Annotated in this window: 14 protein-coding genes and 1 pseudogene; 13 read left to right on the top strand and 2 right to left on the bottom strand. The window is 65.3% G+C overall.

Annotation, left to right across the window (positions count from 1 at the left end; translation table 11 throughout):
• Positions 1-8 precede the first annotated feature (8 nt).
• Positions 9-1,616 carry an RNA repair transcriptional activator RtcR gene (gene rtcR / locus C4K27_RS11605; RefSeq protein ID WP_053260528.1) on the top strand — a complete coding sequence of 536 codons (1,608 nt, stop codon included), beginning with the start codon at positions 9-11 and terminating at the stop codon, positions 1,614-1,616.
• A gap of 169 nt (positions 1,617-1,785) precedes the next feature.
• On the opposite strand, the gene C4K27_RS11600 is transcribed toward rtcR, so the two are convergent.
• The gene (locus C4K27_RS11600) at positions 1,786-2,199 is read right to left on the bottom strand and encodes a PaaI family thioesterase (RefSeq protein WP_053260527.1); all 414 of its coding nucleotides are present in this window, start codon (positions 2,197-2,199) and stop codon (positions 1,786-1,788) included.
• Between the two features lie 216 nt (positions 2,200-2,415).
• Here C4K27_RS11600 and C4K27_RS11595 point away from each other — a divergent pair, with 216 nt between their 5' ends.
• From C4K27_RS11595 to C4K27_RS11545, 10 genes and pseudogenes are all read left to right on the top strand, one after another.
• The gene (locus C4K27_RS11595; RefSeq protein WP_053260526.1) at positions 2,416-3,204 is read left to right on the top strand and encodes a DUF4349 domain-containing protein; all 789 of its coding nucleotides are present in this window, start codon (positions 2,416-2,418) and stop codon (positions 3,202-3,204) included.
• 1,668 nt (positions 3,205-4,872) lie between these two features.
• Positions 4,873-5,694: an energy transducer TonB gene (locus C4K27_RS11590; RefSeq protein ID WP_053260525.1), complete on the top strand. Its 822-nt coding sequence runs from the start codon at positions 4,873-4,875 to the stop codon at positions 5,692-5,694.
• A gap of 50 nt (positions 5,695-5,744) precedes the next feature.
• Entirely contained in the window at positions 5,745-6,452 is a 708-nt protein-coding gene (locus C4K27_RS11585; protein WP_009048248.1) for a MotA/TolQ/ExbB proton channel family protein, read from the top strand.
• On the top strand, positions 6,452-6,853 hold the full coding sequence (locus tag C4K27_RS11580) for an ExbD/TolR family protein (protein ID WP_009043172.1): 402 nt from the start codon (positions 6,452-6,454) through the stop codon (positions 6,851-6,853). The genes C4K27_RS11585 and C4K27_RS11580 overlap by 1 nt, the downstream gene beginning before the upstream one ends.
• Before the next feature lie 207 nt (positions 6,854-7,060).
• Positions 7,061-9,783 (top strand): annotated as a pseudogene (locus C4K27_RS11575) (TonB-dependent receptor).
• Between the two features lie 135 nt (positions 9,784-9,918).
• Positions 9,919-11,799 carry an extracellular solute-binding protein gene (locus C4K27_RS11570; protein WP_053260523.1) on the top strand — a complete coding sequence of 627 codons (1,881 nt, stop codon included), beginning with the start codon at positions 9,919-9,921 and terminating at the stop codon, positions 11,797-11,799.
• Between the two features lies 1 nt (position 11,800).
• Positions 11,801-12,865: a microcin C ABC transporter permease YejB gene (locus tag C4K27_RS11565; RefSeq protein WP_053260522.1), complete on the top strand. Its 1,065-nt coding sequence runs from the start codon at positions 11,801-11,803 to the stop codon at positions 12,863-12,865.
• On the top strand, positions 12,865-13,887 hold the full coding sequence (locus C4K27_RS11560; RefSeq protein WP_009043168.1) for an ABC transporter permease: 1,023 nt from the start codon (positions 12,865-12,867) through the stop codon (positions 13,885-13,887). The genes C4K27_RS11565 and C4K27_RS11560 overlap by 1 nt, the downstream gene beginning before the upstream one ends.
• A 1-nt stretch (position 13,888) precedes the next feature.
• Positions 13,889-15,499, top strand: coding sequence for an ABC transporter ATP-binding protein (locus C4K27_RS11555; RefSeq protein WP_053260521.1), 1,611 nt, complete (start codon positions 13,889-13,891; stop codon positions 15,497-15,499).
• A 133-nt stretch (positions 15,500-15,632) separates the two neighbouring features.
• Positions 15,633-16,073, top strand: coding sequence for a hypothetical protein (locus C4K27_RS11545; protein WP_053260520.1), 441 nt, complete (start codon positions 15,633-15,635; stop codon positions 16,071-16,073).
• A gap of 100 nt (positions 16,074-16,173) precedes the next feature.
• On the opposite strand, the gene C4K27_RS11540 is transcribed toward C4K27_RS11545, so the two are convergent.
• Positions 16,174-17,271 (bottom strand): DUF1615 domain-containing protein, encoded by a 1,098-nt coding sequence (locus tag C4K27_RS11540; protein WP_053260519.1) that lies wholly within the window; start codon positions 17,269-17,271, stop codon positions 16,174-16,176.
• Positions 17,272-17,457: 186 nt separating this feature from the next.
• Here C4K27_RS11540 and C4K27_RS11535 point away from each other — a divergent pair, with 186 nt between their 5' ends.
• Together C4K27_RS11535 and C4K27_RS11530 are read left to right on the top strand one after the other, a co-directional pair.
• Entirely contained in the window at positions 17,458-17,826 is a 369-nt protein-coding gene (locus C4K27_RS11535; RefSeq protein ID WP_053260518.1) for a VOC family protein, read from the top strand.
• Positions 17,827-17,859: 33 nt separating this feature from the next.
• Entirely contained in the window at positions 17,860-18,474 is a 615-nt protein-coding gene (locus C4K27_RS11530; protein WP_053260517.1) for a LysE family translocator, read from the top strand.
• The last annotated feature ends 33 nt before the right edge of the window (positions 18,475-18,507 follow it).

Raw genomic sequence — 18,507 nt, 5'->3', positions numbered from 1 at the left:
GTATAAACATGTCGAGCAAGCCCACGGTCGCCATAGGTTTTGTCGGTTCCACCCTCGATCGCGTCGGCAAGGGCGCCAACCGCTGGAACCATTGGCGCCCCAGTGTCGGCCTGTGCCAGCAGCAGGACGTGCTGATCCACCGCCTGGAGCTGATCCACGGCGTCGATGCCCGGGACGTCAGCCTGGCCGAGCGGGTGGCCAGCGACATTCGCCAGGTGTCGCCGCAGACCGAGGTGCGCCTGCACCCCATGGGCCTGAAGAACCCCTGGGATTTCGAAGAGGTGTACGGCGCCCTGCACGACTTCACCAGCGCCTACCCCTTCGACACCGAGCGTGAGGACTACCTGGTGCACATCACCACCGGGACCCACGTGGCGCAGATCTGCTGGTTCCTGCTGACCGAGGCGCGCTACCTGCCGGCGCGGCTGATCCAGACCTCCCCGGCGCGGCGCCGCGACCCGCAGGAGCACGCCACCGGCACCCATGCCCTGATCGACCTCGACCTGTCGCGCTACGACCGCATCGCCTCGCGCTTCGCCGGCAAGCGCCTGGAAGGCCTGGCCTTCCTCAAGTCCGGGATCGCCACCCGCAACGCCGCGTTCAACCGTTCCATCGAACAGATCGAGCGGGTGGCCCTGCGCTCCAGGGCACCGATGCTGCTGATCGGCCCCACCGGCGCCGGCAAGTCGTTCCTGGCCCGGCGCATCTATGAACTCAAGCGCGGCCGGCATCAGGTCCAGGGGCGTTTTGTCGAGGTCAACTGCGCCACCCTGCGCGGCGACGGCGCCATGTCGGCGTTGTTCGGGCATCTCAAGGGCGCCTTCACCGGCGCCCAGAACGCCCGCGACGGCCTGCTGCGGGCAGCGGACGGCGGCATGCTGTTTCTCGACGAGATTGGCGAGTTGGGGCTCGACGAACAGGCGATGCTGCTCAAGGCCATCGAGGAAAAACGCTTCTTCCCCATGGGCTCGGACAAGGAAGTGGACAGCGACTTCCTGATCATCGCCGGCACCCACCGCGACCTGCGCGGCCGAGTCGCCCAGGGCCTGTTCCGCGAGGACCTGTATGCGCGGATCAACCTCTGGACCTTCAACCTGCCGGGGCTGGCCGGGCGGCGCGAGGACATCGAGCCGAACATCGATTTCGAACTGGAACGCCACGCCCGCGAGCAAGGGCGCCTGGTGCGCTTCAACCTTGAGGCGCGGCGGCGCTACCTGGCGTTTGCCAGTTCCAGCGAGGCGGCGTGGCTGGGCAACTTCCGCGAGCTGTCGGCGTCCATTACCCGCATGGCCACCCTGGCCGACAGCGGGCGCATCGACGAAGCCCAGGCCGAGGAAGAAATCGAGCGGCTACGGTATGCCTGGGGCTTGAGCCAGGAGCAGGATCCGCTGGCCACCCTGCTGGGCGACACGGCCGAACTCGACCTGTTCGACCGCCTGCAACTGCAGGCGGTGATCGAAGTCTGTCGCCAGGCCGACAGCCTGTCCGATGCCGGGCGCAAACTGTTTGGCGTGTCCCGCCAGACCAAGGCCCAGCCCAATGACGCCGACCGCCTGCGCAAGTACCTGGCGCGCTTCGGCCTGGAGTGGAAGCAGATAGTTGCACCAGCGGACTAAGAGGGGTTGCCCGCGAGCGCTGCGCGCTCGATCGCAGCCTGCGGCAGCGGCTACACAAGCCCACTGCCCCTCCCGCCAACGGCACAGATCGCTTCCCCGGTAGCCGCTGGCGAAGCCTGCGATCGAGCGCGAAGCGCTCGCAAAAGCGCCCCACACACCTGCCCTGCCCTCAGCCACCCGGCACCGCGAACACCGCGTTGGCCCTGGCCACCACCCGCTCGCCGACCTGCAGGGTGACGGTGGCAAAGGCCATCTGCCGGCCGCGCTTGGAATGTTCCAGGCGCACGTCGATCCACTCGCCGACCTGCACCGCGCCGAGGTAGTCCAGGTGCATGCTGGCGGTGATCAGCGGCAGCAGTGGGTCGCTGGCGAAGGCCATGGCGTAGCCCATGCCGATATCGGCCAGGGTGGCGAGGATGCCGCCGTGCACGGTGCCACGCCCGTTGGCGTGACGGTGGTCGGCGCGCAGGCCGATCTCCAGTTGCAGGCCGCTGCCACGGCAATACACCGGGCCGATCAGCTCCAGCAGCGGGCTGCTGCGGGACAAGGGGGCATAACCTTCGGGTAACTCGAGCGAGCTCATGACGGATCTCCGTTGCCGATGGCGATGACCGAGGCACGGGTCATCGGTCCCCGAGGTGTACCCCGAAGCGGTGCCCGCGCCCAGCCGTATCCATCCGGCAAATTCCTGGCGATAAGTCGCGGCGACACGACATCCGCCCCTCCCCGCACAATCGACGATAAGATACGCAGCCGTCCCGCCAGCCCCGGGCACGATCATTTATTTCAAGGAGCGACCATGCACCCTCAGGACGACACCCCCACCCCGCTGCGCAGCCTCGCCGTAGTGCTGCTCAGCACCCTGCTGGCCGCCTGTTCCCCCAGCGATCGTTCGTCCTCGGTGGCGGTCGGCGGCGCCCAGGGCAAGGCCGGCGCGCAACTGGCCTATGAACATGAACTGAGCCTGTCGCTGCCCTCGGCGCAGATCGCGCCGCGCCTGGCCGCCACCCGCGAAGCCTGCGAAAACGCCACGTTCGGCGCCTGCAATATCCTGCGCCTGCAACAAGGCCAGTACCGCGCCCAGGTGATCCTGCGCATCGTGCCCGACGGCGTCGAACCGATAGTCGCGCTGGCCGCCCAGGGCGCCGAAATCGGCGAACGCATCACCAGCGCCGAAGACCTGGCCGACGCCGTGGCCGACGTACAGCGCCAGCAGGAACGGCTCAAGGCCCAGCAGCAACGCCTCGACCAGTTGGCGGCGCGCAAGGACATCACCGTCAGCGACCTGATCGCCCTGAGCAAGGAACAGGCAAGCATCGAGAACGACCTGCAGGCCCTGGCCCAGGTCGCCGCCGGGCACCAGCGCCGGCTCGACACCAACCGCCTGACCCTGAACTTCGTGCCCACCGACAGCAGCCAGCGCGGCTCGAAACTGCAACGCGCGTTCGACAACCTGCTGGACAACCTCGCCTACGGCACCGCCGAAGCCCTGGAGAAAGGCAGCTACGTGCTGCCGTTCCTGATCCTGGCCTTCCCGCTGGTGATGATCTGGGTCTGGCTGTGGCGCCGGTTCGTGCGCCGTCGTTGAGTCGCAGCACTCTGCAAAGCCCAAGAAGCCCGGCCTGATGCGCCGGGCTTTTTTATGGGCACGATGGGCGAGCTTGTCGTCCCGAGGATTTTTATCGCGAGCCGGGCCGCCCCCTGCCCCGCCAACATCGGCTGCCCACCGCCAGGCCCCGCCAAACAAGGCCTGGCGGGCATAGGCGAAGAAAACTGCACGAACGTACCTGGAACTGGCACGTTTTTCCCATGCACCTGCAGCTTGCGAATCGAGCCACCGCAAGAGCCGCATCGACGGTGCCTACCCGCACCAATAGCAATCATCGGACGCTATCCGCGTCCCCATAAAGTGCAGACGGCGAGCCAAAAGCTCGTTGAGCTGAGACTGGCGATAAGGAAGTCTCATGTGCGATGTGCAGTCATGTTCACCGGCGTTTTCCGCTATTGGCTCCACCGTTTCGCCCCTGGTTCCGCCTCGTCCGGCAGCCCTGCCCGGACCGGCCCTCGCGCCCTGTGCGTCATCGACGATCGACCTTGCGCACGCTACGCGGCGCTGCCTGTGCCAGCCTCTGACGATGACCCCTGCTCCAGTCGATGGGGCAACTTTCAGGCTGGCGGTAGCGGCTGTTATAAGACCGACCCTCTCCCGGTACCGATATCCAAGCCAGTCTTCCCAGGTACCGCCCAAAGTATCCCGACACAAACATTCGCCCCCAGCCCGGTCTCGCCACTGTCCAAGTAGCGTCGACGGAAGAACCCTCGACAAGACCGATCGTCGACTGTTTTTGAACCACTAAGCAGCCAACTTCATTTTGCACTCGGTGACACTTCACCGAGCGAAAGCCGTATTTCTATCGTTGCGTATTCGACAATAAACAAACGTGCCAAAGCGCGTTAAAAGTGGATGATCAGAGCGTTGTCCGACAATAAGGCAATTCAATATCAATGCATCGACCACTGGGTAATGAACGGACCACCGTTTACATACATTCAATGTACGCACCGGTTAATTATCCGTACCCCCAACAAGCTAATAAGAGGCCCGTCATCGCCCTGCTCAATGGCGGGCAGGCGAGCGCGCCATGGATACTCAAGAATGCTCCCCGAGCGGGCCGTAAAAGACTACAGAAGCCCTACGCAGAGCCCTGAAAACAACAAGATCAAGGACCTCCAGGCAATGACCGGCTAGTCACTATTTATTTGCACCAAATCAATTCGCCAGACACTTTTTAGTGCGTTGGCCACGGCATTGATCGCCCCTGTTTCCGGCTGAAAAGCGGATAACCCAGGGCAGGCAGGCTCGCCCGTAAAAAGCATTTACGGTCAACTTTTCGAGGCGCTGAATATATATTGTTGCGCCAGTTTTTCTCGCAATTTTATATAAATGCGACATGCACTACGAGCCGTCGCCAATTGCATAAAGACCGACACAATCTGGCATAGCGGTTGCTATATGTAACGAGTACGAGACAGGTGCATTACAAACACCGGCTCATCCCACAACAATCTTCCAGGGAGTGGTAATGAACAATCTAAGCCGAAGGCGATAAGCCACTCGTTTGCACAGGGCCGTTCAACCGGATAGTTCAACTATCGGCTTTTGCTCACCCTTGAAAAAGTTAAACCCGACTTTCGAACATTCCAGCCAATGTTCGAACGGTGCCTTATTGCCCTTCATCCGACCGAGGGAGCTTTAATGAACGATGCGGTAAAGAACAGAACCCTGCCGAGGCCCTTGGGCGATGAAGCCGTCGTCCAGGTTGCGCGGGGCCGTCCTTATAAGGGTAATGCATCGAAACCCGGAGGCCTGAGCAAGCGCCAGGTGCTGTTGCTGGTGACGGTCTCGGCCCTGCTCCATGGTGGCGCCTGGTGGTTCTTCCAGCAGACCCGCGCCGCGCCGCTGGAAACGCCCCCGGAAATCCCGGAAATGACCGTCGAGCTGAGCAGCCCGACCCCGCCCGCGCCGCCCACCCCGGAACCTCCGCCGCCGCCACCGCCGCCCGAACCCGAGCAACCGGTGGAAGACGAAGACGCGCTCAAGCCGCCGCCCAAGCCGGTGGAGAAACCCAAGCCCATCGAAAAGCCCAAGCTGGTCGAAAAACCCAAGCCGGTGAAAAAGCCCGAGCCGCCGAAAACGCCGGCGCCACCCGCCCCCGCGCCACCGGCCGCGCCCGCAGCGCCCAGCCAGCCGGCCGCCGCTGCGGCGCCTGCCGCGGCCCCCGGGCCGGTCAAGGAATCGGCGGCGGTTTCCGGCCTGGCCAGCCTCGGCAACCCGCCGCCGGAATACCCGTCCCTGGCTCTGCGCCGCAACTGGGAAGGCACCGTGGTGCTGCGCATCAAGGTGCTGCCCAACGGCCGCGCCGGCAGCGTGGAAGTCACCCGTTCCAGCGGCAAGCCGCAACTGGACGAGGCCGCCGTGGCCGCGGTGAAGAATTGGAAATTCATCCCGGCCAAGCGCGGCGACACGCCGATCGAAGGCTTCGCCACCCAGACCATCGATTTCAAATTGCCGCAATGACCGCGGCCTGACCTGAACTCACAACCTGTTTACGCATGCGAGGTGTAGCCATGAACGATTCCCTGACATCCCTGATTGTCCCCGGTGTGCTCTGGGCCCTGGTGCTGTTTTCCGTGGTCAGCTGGGCATTGCTGCTGGTCAAGTCGGCGCAGTACCTGCGGCAGAAGACCCAGAACCGGCAGTTCAGCAAGGCCTTCTGGAGCGCCCCGGACCTGCTCACCGCCGCCGAGCACGCCAGCCAGTACCCCGGCTCCCTGGCGCGCATCGCCAGCAGCGGCTTCGAGGCCCTGCTGGTGGAAGAGTCGCCGCGCACCACCCAGCAGCTGGCCCACACCATCAACCGCGCCGACCGCCTGGAGCGCAACCTGCGCCAGCAGATCCAGAAGGAACGCCGGGCCCTGGAAAGCGGCCAGGCGGTGCTCGCCAGTATCGGCAGCACCGCGCCCTTCATCGGCCTGTTCGGTACGGTCTGGGGAATCATGGAGGCCCTGCAGAGCATCGGCGCCAGCGGTTCGGCCAGCCTGGAAACCGTGGCCGGGCCGATCGGCCATGCGTTGATCGCCACTGGCGTGGGCATTGCCGTCGCCGTGCCGGCGGTGCTGATCTACAACTTCTTCCTGCGCCGCCTGAAGCTGGCCTCGGCCAGCATGGACGACTTCGCCCATGACTTCGACGCCCTGGCCCAGCGCAGCGCCTTCGCCATCAGCCGCCAGGCCATCGCCAGCAAGACTGCCCACGCCGTACGGGAGGCCAGCTGATGTCCTTCTCTACTCAAGACAGCGACGAAGTGCTCAGTGAAATGAACGTCACGCCACTGGTGGACGTGATGCTGGTGCTGTTGGTGGTGTTCATCGTCACCGCCCCGCTGATGACCAACGCGATCAAGGTCAACCTGCCGAAAACCGACGCCGTGGCCCCTGCCGAGAAAAAAGACCCGGTGGTGGTCAGCGTCGACCAGGACGGCAAGTTCTACCTGGCCAAGTCCGAAGTGGCCCCCGAGCTGCTGGAAAGCAGCCTCAAGGAGGTCAAGGCCAAGGACAGCGAGGTGCGCGTGCAATTGCAGGCCGACGCCGCCGTCAACTACGGCCAAGTGGCCAAGGCCATGGCCTCCATCGAACGTTCGGGAATCACCAGGATATCCGTGATGACCACCCGATGAAGGCAGTGCCTGGCGCCCCCTGAGGGACGCGCCAGGCACTGCCTCGAAAAATCCCGTCGCAATCGGCCGACCGCAAGGCGCCACGCGCCTGCGGAGGGGATCGGCTTGCTTGAAGAAAGTGGTTTTCCGGGGCCGGTACAACCCAGCCGGAGCAATGAGGGCCCACAAGGCCATTTCGATAAACGTCTGAAAGAGTCGGAAGTAATCATGCTGATGAACATTCCACGTTTCACGCTCAAGCCACTGGTGACCACGCTGCAACGGCACCGTTTTGTCCCGCTGTACCTGATGGCCATGGGCCTGGGCGCCGGCACCACGCAAGCCGCGGAAGAGGACGCTGACAGCAGCGCCGCCGTCCCGGCCGCCAGTGCCGCGGCCGTGGCGCCCACCACCCAACTGCAACGGGTTGAAGTGACAGGTTCGGCGATCCGCCGGGTCGATGCCGAAACCGCGGTGCCAATCACCATCCTGCGCGCCGAAGAGTTGCGCAAACAGGGGGTGAGCACCACCGCCGAACTGGTGCAGCGCATCACCGGCAGCCAGTCGATCAATAACAGCGCCGGCTCGGTGGGAGCCGCCACCGGCGGCGCCTCTTTCGCCGACATGCGCGGCATCGGCGCCAACAAGACCCTGGTGCTGCTCAACGGCCGGCGCCTGGCCAACAACGCGTTGTCGGGCACCAACTCGGCCGGCGGCGCGGTGGACCTGAACATGATCCCCTTCGCCGCCATCGACCGGGTCGAAGTGCTGCGCGACGGCGCCTCGGCCCTCTACGGCACCGACGCCATCGGCGGCGTGATCAACTTCATCACCAAGAAATCCCTGACCGACGGCCAACTGACCCTGGGCGGCGAAACCCCGACCCACAGCGGCGGCGGTGCGAGCAAGGACATGAGTGCCAGCTGGGGCTTCGGCGACCTGGAAGAAGACCGCTTCAACGTGCTTGGGGTGTTCAACTACAACAAGCAGCAGAACCTGGACGCCAACGACCGCTCCTTCGCCACCGACTACCGTCCCGGCCGTGGCCTCGACCAGACCTCGGGCACGGCCTTTCCGGGCAACTACTCCCAGGGCGACAACGCCACCAACCCGCTGGCCGGCAGCAACTGCAACGGGCCGAACCTGATTGCCCGCCAGGGCCTGTGCCGCTTCAGTACCCGCGAGTACATCGACCTGGTGCCGGAGACCGAAAAGACCTCGTTCTTCGGCAAGAGCACCGCCAAGCTGGCCGACGACCACAACGTCAACCTGGAGTACTTCTGGTCGCGCAACAACAACGCTACGGCGGTCGGCCCGGCGCCCCTCACCGGTCTGAGCCTGGACTCTTCCTCGCCCTACTACCCGGGCAACGGCATCACTCCGGCACCGACCGGCTTCACCCTCGACCCGAGCCAGCCGATCGGCGTGAACTGGCGCGAAACCGCCGCCGGTGCGCGGGAATCCAAAGACCAGAACACCAGCCAGCGCTTCGTCCTGAGTTTCGACGGCCTGGTGGCCGGCTGGGACTACAACCTCGGCGCCTCCTACAACCAGAACAAGGTGGTCTCCAGCGTCACCAACGGCTACGTCAGCGACCGCGCGATGATCGCCGGCCTGGCCAGCGGCCTGCTCAACCCGTTCGGCCCGCAGACCCAGGCCGGCCAGGACTACATCGAGCAGGCGGCCTACCACGGCGCCTACTCCACGGCTGTCGGTCGGGTGGTCGGTTTCGATGGGCGCGTCAGCCGCGAGATCGGCGACTGGTTCGGTGCCGGGCCCTCCGGCCTGGCCCTGGGCGGCGAGTACCGCAAGGAGAAATTCCACCAGGACTACGAAGAGTTCGCCGGTGACATCCAGAGCCTGGGCATCGACCCGTCCGGCAGTGTCGAGGGCAATCGCAGTGTCAGGGCGGCCTACGCCGAACTGAACGTACCGGTGCTCGACAGCCTGGAACTGTCCGTCGCCATCCGCCACGACAAATACAGCGACTTCGGCAGCACCACCAACCCGAAATACTCGTTCCGCTACCAGCCGATCAAGGAGCTGGTGGTGCGCGGCGCCTACAGTGAAGGCTTCCGCGCACCGTCGCTGTACGAGCTGTATGCGCCGCGCAGCATCACCTACACCCAGGGCTACTACAACGACCCGGTGCTCTGTACCGGCGGCGTGGTGCAGCCCGGCGGCAACGGCGGGCGTGACTGCGGCCAGCAGTTCCTCAACCAGATCGGCGGCAACACCGACCTGGCCCCGGAAAAGGCCCGCAACGTGACCCTGGGCTTCGTCTATCAGCCGATCCGTGACCTGTCGGTGGGCCTGGACTTCTGGTGGATTCACATCTCCAACCAGATCCAACCGTTCCCCGAATCCACGGTATTCGACCAGTCCGGCGCCTACGCCGACCGCTTCGTGCGCAACGCCGACGGTTCGTTGAACTACATCGTCACCGGCAACGCCAACCTGGGCATAGTCGAAACCAACGGTGTCGACGTATCCCTGGACTACCGTTTCCCCAATACCCCTACGGCCAGTTCGGCCTCGGGCTGCAAGGCACCTACGTCAAGAGCTACGACTTCCAGAGCACCATCAAGGGGCCGTTCACCGACAAGGTCGGCGACTTCGAGGGCGATGGCGTGATCGCCCGCTGGAAACACAATCTCACCGGCACCTGGACCCTGGGCGCCGCGCGGGCCTCGCTGAGCAACCGCTTCACCACCGGCTACAACGACTACGACCGCAGCACCAACGCCCGCGTGGCCTCGTACTCGGTGTGGGACCTGGCTGCCGGCTACACCTTCGACAAAGTGCTGGACGTCGACGCCGGGGTGAAGAACGTCTTCGACCGCGACCCACCGTTCTCCAACCAGGCCTACAACTTCCAGAGCGGCTACGACCCCCGTTACACCGACCCGCTGGGCCGCACCCTGTTCGCGCGCATGACGTACCACTTCTGAGTCACCGCCGGGGCCGCGCAAGACTCCGGCCGGCCCCGGCCGCATTGCGAATTCGCGCCCCATGGCGGCCCGCCGCCGTGGGTCTTTTCGCCCTGCCGACCCTGGCTTTCCGGCATCACGAGGAACCTTTCGATCATGTCTGCACTGACCCGCACCCTGGCTGGGCTGGCGCTGGCTGCCGCGCTGCTTGGCGCCGCCGGCGGGGCCCTGGCCGCCGCCCATGGCAGCTATGCCATGACGGTCTATGGCGAACCGCCGAAGTACCCGCCGGGCTTCCAGCACTTCGACTACGTCAACCCCGATGCGCCCAAGGGCGGCTCCCTGAGCCGCGCCTCGATGGAGATCGGCCAGTTCAACTACATCACCCCCTATGCCGACCAGGGCATCGCGGTGGCCCAGGTCAACGACTGGGTGTATTCGCCCCTGGCCTTTCGTTCCCTGGACGAGCCCTACACCGTCTACGGGCTGGTGGCCGAACGCATGGAGCGCGACCCCGACGGCCTGTGGGTGCGCTTCTACCTCGACCCCAGGGCACGCTTCGCCGATGGCACGCCGATCACCGCGCAAGACGTGCGCTACACCTTCGACCTGCTGCTGAGCAAGGGCAGCCTGAGCTATCGCCAGCTGTACGGCGACGTGCGGGACGTGGTGATCGAAGGCCCCGGGCAGGTGCGCTTCGACTTCAAGAACAACCTCAACCGCACCCTGGCCCTGGACCTGGCGACCCTGCGCGTGCTGCCCGAACACTGGTGGAGGACCCGCGATTTCGCCAACGGCGGCGGTTTCGAGCCGCCCCTGGGCAGCGGGCCATACAAGGTCGGCAAGGTCGACGCCGGGCGCAGCATCAGCTTCGAGCGCGACCCGAACTGGTGGGCCAGGGACCTGCCGGTCAGCCGCGGCCTGTACAACTTCGACCGCCTGACGGTGAATTTCTACGGCGACACCGACGTCGCGCGCCAGTTGCTGCAGGCCGGCGCCTTCGACTACAACCGCGAGTTTTCCTCGTCCGGTTACGTGGTCGGCTACGACAGCCCGGCCCTGCGCGACGGCCGCCTGCAACAGGCGATCCTCGCACCCGACAAGCCCACCGCCGCCCAGGGCTTTGTGTTCAACCTGCAGCAGCCGGTCTTCCACGACCGCCGGGTGCGCCAGGCGCTGACCCTGCTGTGGGATTTCGAGTGGACCAACAAGCAGATGATGCGCGGCTTCTACGTGCGCCAGCAGAGCTACTGGCCGAAAAGCGAGATGGCCGCCACCGCCCTGCCGGACGCCCGCGAACGGGAGATCCTCGAACCCCTGCGCGGACAGATCCCCGACGAAGTCTTCACCCAGGTCTACCGGCCCCCGCAGACCGACGGCAGCGGCCGCATCCGTGACAAGCAGCTGCAGGCCCTGCGCCTGCTGGCCGAGGCCGGCTGGACACCCCGGAACAACCGACTGGTGAACGCCGCCGGCGAGCCGCTGGAGTTCACCTTTCTCGATGGCCAGGGCGGCTTCGACCGCATGCTGCTGCCGTACAAACGCACCCTGGCGCAGATCGGCATCACCCTCAACCTGCGGCGCATCGATTCGGCGCAGTACATCAACCTGCTCAACGCCCGGGACTACGACATGATCGTCACCAGCTTCCCCCGCAGCGGCGACCCCATCGTCTCCCCGGGTCGCGAGCTGTACAGCCTGTACGGTTCGCAAAGCGCGACCCAGGTCGGTAGCTCCAACTCCATGGTGCTGGCCAACCCGGCAGTGGACCGCCTGATCGATGGCCTGGTCCAGGCCAATAGCCGCGACGAGATGGTGCATTACGCCCGGGCCCTGGACCGGGTGCTGCAATGGGGCCAATACATGATTCCCAATTACTACTCCAAGGGCACGCCCACGGTGTTCCAGAACCGCTTCGGTCGGCCGGCCATCGCGCCGATCTACGACGAGGGCCTGAACACCTGGTGGGAGGTCAGCCCCAAGGCCCTGACCAGCCGCCAGATGAGCACCCTGCGCGGCACCCTGGAGGCGCACTGACATGGGCCGTTACCTGAGTCGTCGCCTGCTGCTGATCATCCCCACCCTGCTGTGCATCCTGGTGGTCAACTTCCTGATCGTCCAGGCCGCGCCCGGCGGCCCGGTGGAACAGGCCATCGCCCGCCTGCAAGGCTTCGGCGGGCATGCCATGGGCGGTGGCGCCGAGGTCGCCGCCGTGGGTGGCAGCGGACGCAGCAGCCGTGGCCTGGACCCGGCGCTGATCGAGGAGATCAAGCACCACTACGGCTTCGACAAGCCAATGCACCAGCGCCTGTGGCTGATGCTGAAGAACTACGCGCAACTGGACTTCGGCAACAGCTTCTTCCGCGGGGCCAAGGTCACCGACCTGATCCTGCAGAAACTGCCGACCTCGCTGTCCCTCGGCCTGTGGGCGACCCTGATCACCTACCTGGTGTCGATTCCCCTGGGAGTGCGCAAGGCGATCCGCAATGGCAGCGCCTTCGATGCCTGGACCAGCAGCGCCATCGTCCTCGGCTACGCCATGCCGGCGTTCCTGTTCGCCATCCTGCTGATCGTGGTGTTCGCCGGCGGCAGCTACCTGGACTGGTTCCCGGTGCAGGGCCTGGTCTCGGACAACTTCGCCAGCCTCGGGCCCCTGGCCAAGGTCGGCGACTACCTGTGGCACCTGGTGCTGCCGGTGTCGGCGCTGGTGATCGGCGGCTTCGCCACCCTGACCCTGCTGACCAAGAACAGCTTCCTCAACGAGATCAGCCGCCAGTACGTGGTCACCGCCCGGGCCAAGGGCCTGAGCGAGCGTCGGGTGCTCTACGGCCATGTGTTTCGCAACGCCATGCTGCTGGTGATCGCCGGCATTCCCACAGCGCTGATCGAGGTGTTCTTCGCCGGCTCGCTGCTGATCGAGACCCTCTTCAACCTCGACGGCCTCGGGCGCATGAGCTACGAGGCCGCGGTGTCGCGGGACTACCCGGTGGTGTTCGGCGCGCTGTTCCTGTTCACCCTGTTCGGCCTGCTGATCAAGCTGATCGGCGACCTGTGCTACAGCCTGGTCGATCCGCGCATCGACTTCTCGGCGAGGACTGCCTGATGTTCACACTCTCTCCCCTGGGCCGTCGTCGCATCGAACACTTCAAGGCCAACCGCCGGGGTCGCTGGTCGCTGTGGCTGTTTATCGGCCTGTGCCTGGTCTGCCTGGGCGGCGAGCTGATCGCCAACGACAAGCCCTTGGTCATCCGCTATCACGGCGCCTGGTATTTCCCGATCCTCAGCGACTACGACGAAACCGAGTTCGGTGGCGAACTGCCGTTCCAGCCCGACTATTCCAGCAGCTACGTGCACGAACTGATCGAGGGCCAGGGCGGCTGGATGCTGTTCCCGCCGATCCCCTTCAGCTACGACACGGTCAACTACGACCTCAGCCTGCCGGCCCCCAGCCCGCCCTCGGCGCAGAACTGGCTGGGCACCGACGACCAGGCCCGGGACGTGCTGGCGCGGGTGATCTTCGGCACGCGGGTGTCGATCCTGTTCGCCCTGGCGCTGACCGTCATCAGTGCGCTGATCGGCATCACCGCCGGCGCCCTGCAGGGTTATTACGGCGGCTGGGTCGACCTGTTCGGGCAGCGCCTGCTGGAAATCTGGTCGGGGCTGCCGGTGCTGTACCTGCTGATCATTCTCTCGGGGTTCGTCTCGCCGAGCTTCTGGTGGCTGCTGGGGATCATGGCGCTGTTCTCCTGGCTGGCCCTGGTGGACGTGGTGCGCGCCGAGTTCCTGCGCGGGCGCAACCTGGAGTACGTCAAGGCCGCCCGGGCCCTGGGCCTGAGCGACGGCGAGCTGATGCGCCGGCACATCCTGCCCAATGCCATGACCTCCACCCTGACCTACCTGCCGTTCATTCTCACTGGCGCCATCGCCACCCTCACCGCCCTGGATTTTCTCGGCTTCGGCATGCCCGCCGGCACCGCCTCCCTGGGCGAACTGATCGGCCAGGCCAAGCGCAATCTGCAAGCCCCCTGGCTGGGCCTGACGGCGTTTTTCGCCCTGGCGCTGATTCTCTCGTTGCTGGTGTTTATCGGCGAGGCCTGCCGCGACGCCTTCGATCCCCGGAGCTGACATGCACGACAACCTGATTGAAATCCGCAACCTCAAGGTGGCCTTCGCCGGCACCGAAGTGGTCCATGGCCTGGACCTGGATATCCGCCGTGGCGAATGCCTGGCCCTGGTGGGCGAGTCCGGCTCGGGCAAGTCGGTGACGGCCCACTCGATCCTGCGCCTGCTGCCGGCGCAGAAGGTGCAGACCCAGGGCAGCATCCGCTACGCCGGCCTGGACCTGGTGCAGGCCAGCGACGCCCAGTTGCGCACCCTGCGCGGCAACCGCATCGCGATGATCTTCCAGGAACCCATGACCTCGCTGAACCCGCTGCACACCGTGGAGAAACAGATCGGCGAAGTGCTGGACGTGCACAAGGGCCTGCGCGGTCGCGCGGCCCGGGCGCGGACCCTGGAACTGTTGGAACTGGTGGGCATCCGCGAGCCGCACAAACGCCTCAAGGCCTACCCGCACCAGCTGTCCGGCGGCCAGCGCCAGCGGGTAATGATCGCCATGGCCCTGGCCAATGAGCCGGAGCTGTTGATCGCCGACGAGCCGACCACGGCGCTGGATGTGACGGTGCAGCGCAAGATCCTCGAACTGCTGATCGCGTTGCAACGACGCCTGGGCATGTCGCTGCTGCTGATCAGCCACGACCTCAACCTGGTGCGGCGCATCGCCCAGCGAGTGTGCGTGATGCGCCAGGGCGAGATCGTCGAGCAGGCCGAGTGCGAAGCACTGTTTCGCGCTCCGCGGCATCCCTACAGTCGCTTGCTGATCGAAGCCGAGCCCAGCGGCGCCCCGGTGCCCAGCGCCTATTCGCACAACCTGCTGGAAGTGAGTGAACTCAAGGTCTGGTTTCCCCTGCCCAAGGGCCTGTTCAGCCGCCAGCGCGACTACATCAAGGCGGTGGACGGCGTCAGCCTGAGCCTGCACCGGGGCAAGACCCTGGGCATCGTCGGCGAGTCCGGCTCGGGCAAGTCCACCCTCGGCCAGGCGATCCTGCGGCTGGTGGAGTCCGAGGGTGGCATCCGCTTCGGCAACAAGGAGCTGAGCATCCTCAACCAGCGCCTGATGCGCCCCTTGCGCCGGCAGCTGCAGGTGGTGTTCCAGGACCCCTTCGGTAGTCTCAGCCCGCGCATGTCGGTGCAGCAGATCATCGCCGAAGGCCTGCTGACCCATGGCATCGGCACCGCCGAGGAACGCGAGGCGGCAGTGATCCGCGTGCTCGAGGAAGTGGGCCTCGACCCGCAGAGCCGCCACCGCTACCCCCACGAGTTTTCCGGCGGCCAGCGCCAGCGCATCGCCATCGCCCGCGCCCTGGTGCTGGAGCCGGCGCTGATTCTGCTGGACGAACCCACCTCGGCCCTCGACCGCACCGTACAGAAGCAGGTGGTCCAACTGCTGCGGGAGTTGCAGGTACGCCACGGCCTGACCTACCTGTTTATCAGCCACGACCTGGCGGTGGTCCACGCCCTGGCCCACGACCTGATCGTGATCAAGGACGGCAAGGTGGTGGAACAAGGGCCGTCGCAGGCGATCTTCAGCGCGCCGCAACACCCCTATACCCGGGAGCTGTTACAGGCTTCGGGGCTGCAATGGAGCCCGCCGCAGGCCTGCGAAGAACCGGCCTGAGGCTCTGTTCCGGGGGTTGGCGCAGCTATCATTGGCGTCGATGGTCACCATCGACCCAATGAAATTCTCAAAAAAAATCCGCCACGTAACATCTGCTCCATACCAACCAAACAACACCCCGGAGCACACCACCATGAAACGCCAAATTCTTCTCAGCATCGCTTTCTCGGTTCTTGCAGCAAACGCTTTTGCCGCGTCCTCGGCCTACCCTGTGGTCGCCGAAGGCGGCTCGGATCGCCTGATTGAAAAACGTCTCGCCGAAGGTGGCGCCGATCGCTTGATCGAACGCCGTGTTGCCGAAGGTGGTTCCGATCGTCTGATCGAACGTCGCGTTGCCGAAGGTGGCTCCGACCGTCTGATCGAGCGTCGCGTCGCCGAAGGTGGTTCCGACCGTCTGATCGAACGTCGCGTTGCCGAAGGTGGTGCTGATCGTCTGATCGAACGCCGCGTTGCCGAAGGTGGCTCCGACCGTCTGATCGAGCGTCGCGTCGCCGAAGGTGGTTCCGATCGTCTGATCGAGCGTCGCGTTGCCGAAGGTGGTTCCGACCGTCTGATCGAGCGTCGCGCCGTATGATTGCGCGGTCCGCAGTACTCGAAAAAAAGCCCGGCCTTATCAGCCGGGCTTTTTTCATTTCAGGGCGTCGGGATTCCCCGATCGATCGCTTTCACCCTGCTCACTTCGCCATGCAGCGCTGATACCGCTCGTCCACCCGTTTGGCGAACCAGGCGGTGGTCAGTTTGCGGGTGATCTTCGGGCTCTTCAGCTGGATACCCGGCAGGATCTGCCGCGGCAAAGCCTTGCCCTGGGCCTGATCGGCCAAGGCGAATACCCGCTTGTACAGCTTGGTGTCTTCGAACTCGAGGCTGTTGCCCTTCTCCAGCTGGTTGCGAATGGTCGGGTTGCGCATGTCCAGGGATTTGCCCAGGGCGCGCGCCGCCAGCTCGGTGCTGCCGGGCATGATCGAGTCGTAGCGGATCAGGTCGCCGTCCAGCGCCAGGGAAATCCCCGAGGCTACGCTCAGGGCGTTCTGGAACGCGGCATTGCGGCTGGCGTACCAACCGGCGTTGAAATCGGCGAAGCGGTACAGCGGCTGCGGGTAATTCACCGGGTAACCGAGCAAGTGGGCGATGCCGAAATACATGCCGCCACGCCGGCTGAACACCTCGCGGCGGATCGAGCCGTCCACGCTGTAGGGGTAATTGCGCGCCTGCTGCTCGGCGAAGTCGATGCTGACCTGCATCGGCCCGCCGGTGTGCACCGGGTTGAAACCGCCGAACAGGGTCTTGCCCATGGGCACGCTGCCGATGAAGTCGTCGAAGATCGTGCTCAGTTCCTTCTCCGTGCGCGCCCCGGCCAGGCGCTCGCTGTAGGACTTGCCGTTCGGCGAACGCACCTGTAACGCCGCGCTCACCAGCATCGACGGCACATGCACCTTGGCCGCGCGGCGGTCGATTTCGCTGCGGGCGATCTTGCCCAGCCCCGGCACCGGCGGGTCGACCTGATAGGTGGACTCCTGCTCGGCCACCGCCAGCACCGCGCAGAGGTTGCTCTTGCTCGGCTCGATGCCCTGGGCGGTAAAGGCCACCTGGATATCCCGGGCCCAGCCCTGGCGATCGGCGACCTTGGCCGGCAACAGGCGCGCCACCTGGGCCTGGACCTGCGCCGGGCTGGGCGCCGGCGCCTTTGAACCGAACTGGCCGGCACAGCCGGCCAGGGCCAGCGAGGCCGCGACAGCGGCCCAGCGAAGTGAATGCAGAGGTTTTATAGACATGGCTTCCCAGTAATTCCGAAGGTGGCCCGCGCTTGAGGTGCATGCGTCGCCGCGGATATCGACCCTCAAGGCGCCGCGCTGTTCCGTACCAGCGACAGGCCATTTGAGCATTCCCCGTGACCGACGGCGAATTTCACCTAATCTGAAACCTCATCGCCCACAGAAAAACAACACAGGGGGCCCATCGTGAGCGTGCAACTCAACCACACCATCGTCTGGTGCCGCGACAAGCAACGGTCGACGGATTTTCTCGTGCAGGTGCTCGGCCTGCCGCCACCTGTGCCCTTCGGCCCGATGCTGGTGGTGCAGCTGGATAACGGCGTGTCCCTGGATTACTACGACAACGACCCGCCCATCGCTTCCCAGCACTACGCCTTTCTGGTCGCCGCCGACGACTTCGAACCGATACTGCAACGCATTCGCCAGCGCGGCCTGGCGTTCTGGGCCGACCCGGGCAAGCAGCGCCCCAATGAAATCAACCGCCACGAAGGCGGACGCCGGGTGTATTTTGATGACCCCGACGGCCACCTACTGGAAGTGTTCAGCCAGACCTGAGCGTCCTTTACCTGCCCTGGAGTTCCCTGCGCCATGCTCTCACTGGATTTTCTCATCACCTCGCTGATCGTCGTGCTGATCCCCGGCAGCGGCGTGATCCTGACCATTTCCACGGCACTGGTGGCCGGCAAGCGCGCCAGCCTGTTCACCGCCATCGGCTGCACCGCCGGGATAGTCCCGCACCTGCTGGCCTCGGTGCTGGGCCTGTCGGCCATCCTGCACACCAGCGCGCTGGCCTTCCAGGGCTTGAAGTTCGCCGGGGTCGCCTACCTGCTGTACCTGGCCTACGCCACCTGGCGCGACCGCTCGGCCTTCGCCGTGGACACCCGCTTGCCCGCCACCAGCGCCGGCGGCCTGGTGCTCAAGGCCTGCCTGCTGAACATCCTCAACCCCAAGCTGACGATTTTCTTCCTGGCCTTCCTGCCGCAGTTCATCAGCCACGACGGCCCCTCGCCGGCCATGCAGATGCTCGGCCTGAGCGGTGTGTTCATGGCGATGACCTTCGCCGTATTCGTGGTCTACGGCCTGCTGGCCAACCTGTTCCGCAAGGCGGTGATCGAGTCGCCCCAGGTGCAGAACTGGCTGCGCCGCAGCTTTGCCGCGAGCTTCGCCGCCCTGGGCCTGAACCTGGCGTTCGCCCAGCGCTGAAACCTGCTACACGAAACCGGCATGACATTGATC

The organism is Pseudomonas chlororaphis subsp. chlororaphis, from assembly GCF_003945765.1.
Taxonomy (GTDB): Bacteria; Pseudomonadota; Gammaproteobacteria; order Pseudomonadales; family Pseudomonadaceae; genus Aquipseudomonas; species Aquipseudomonas chlororaphis.
The sequence above is the reverse complement of the archived record's forward strand: the minus strand, read 5'-3'. Positions and strand labels throughout refer to the sequence as shown.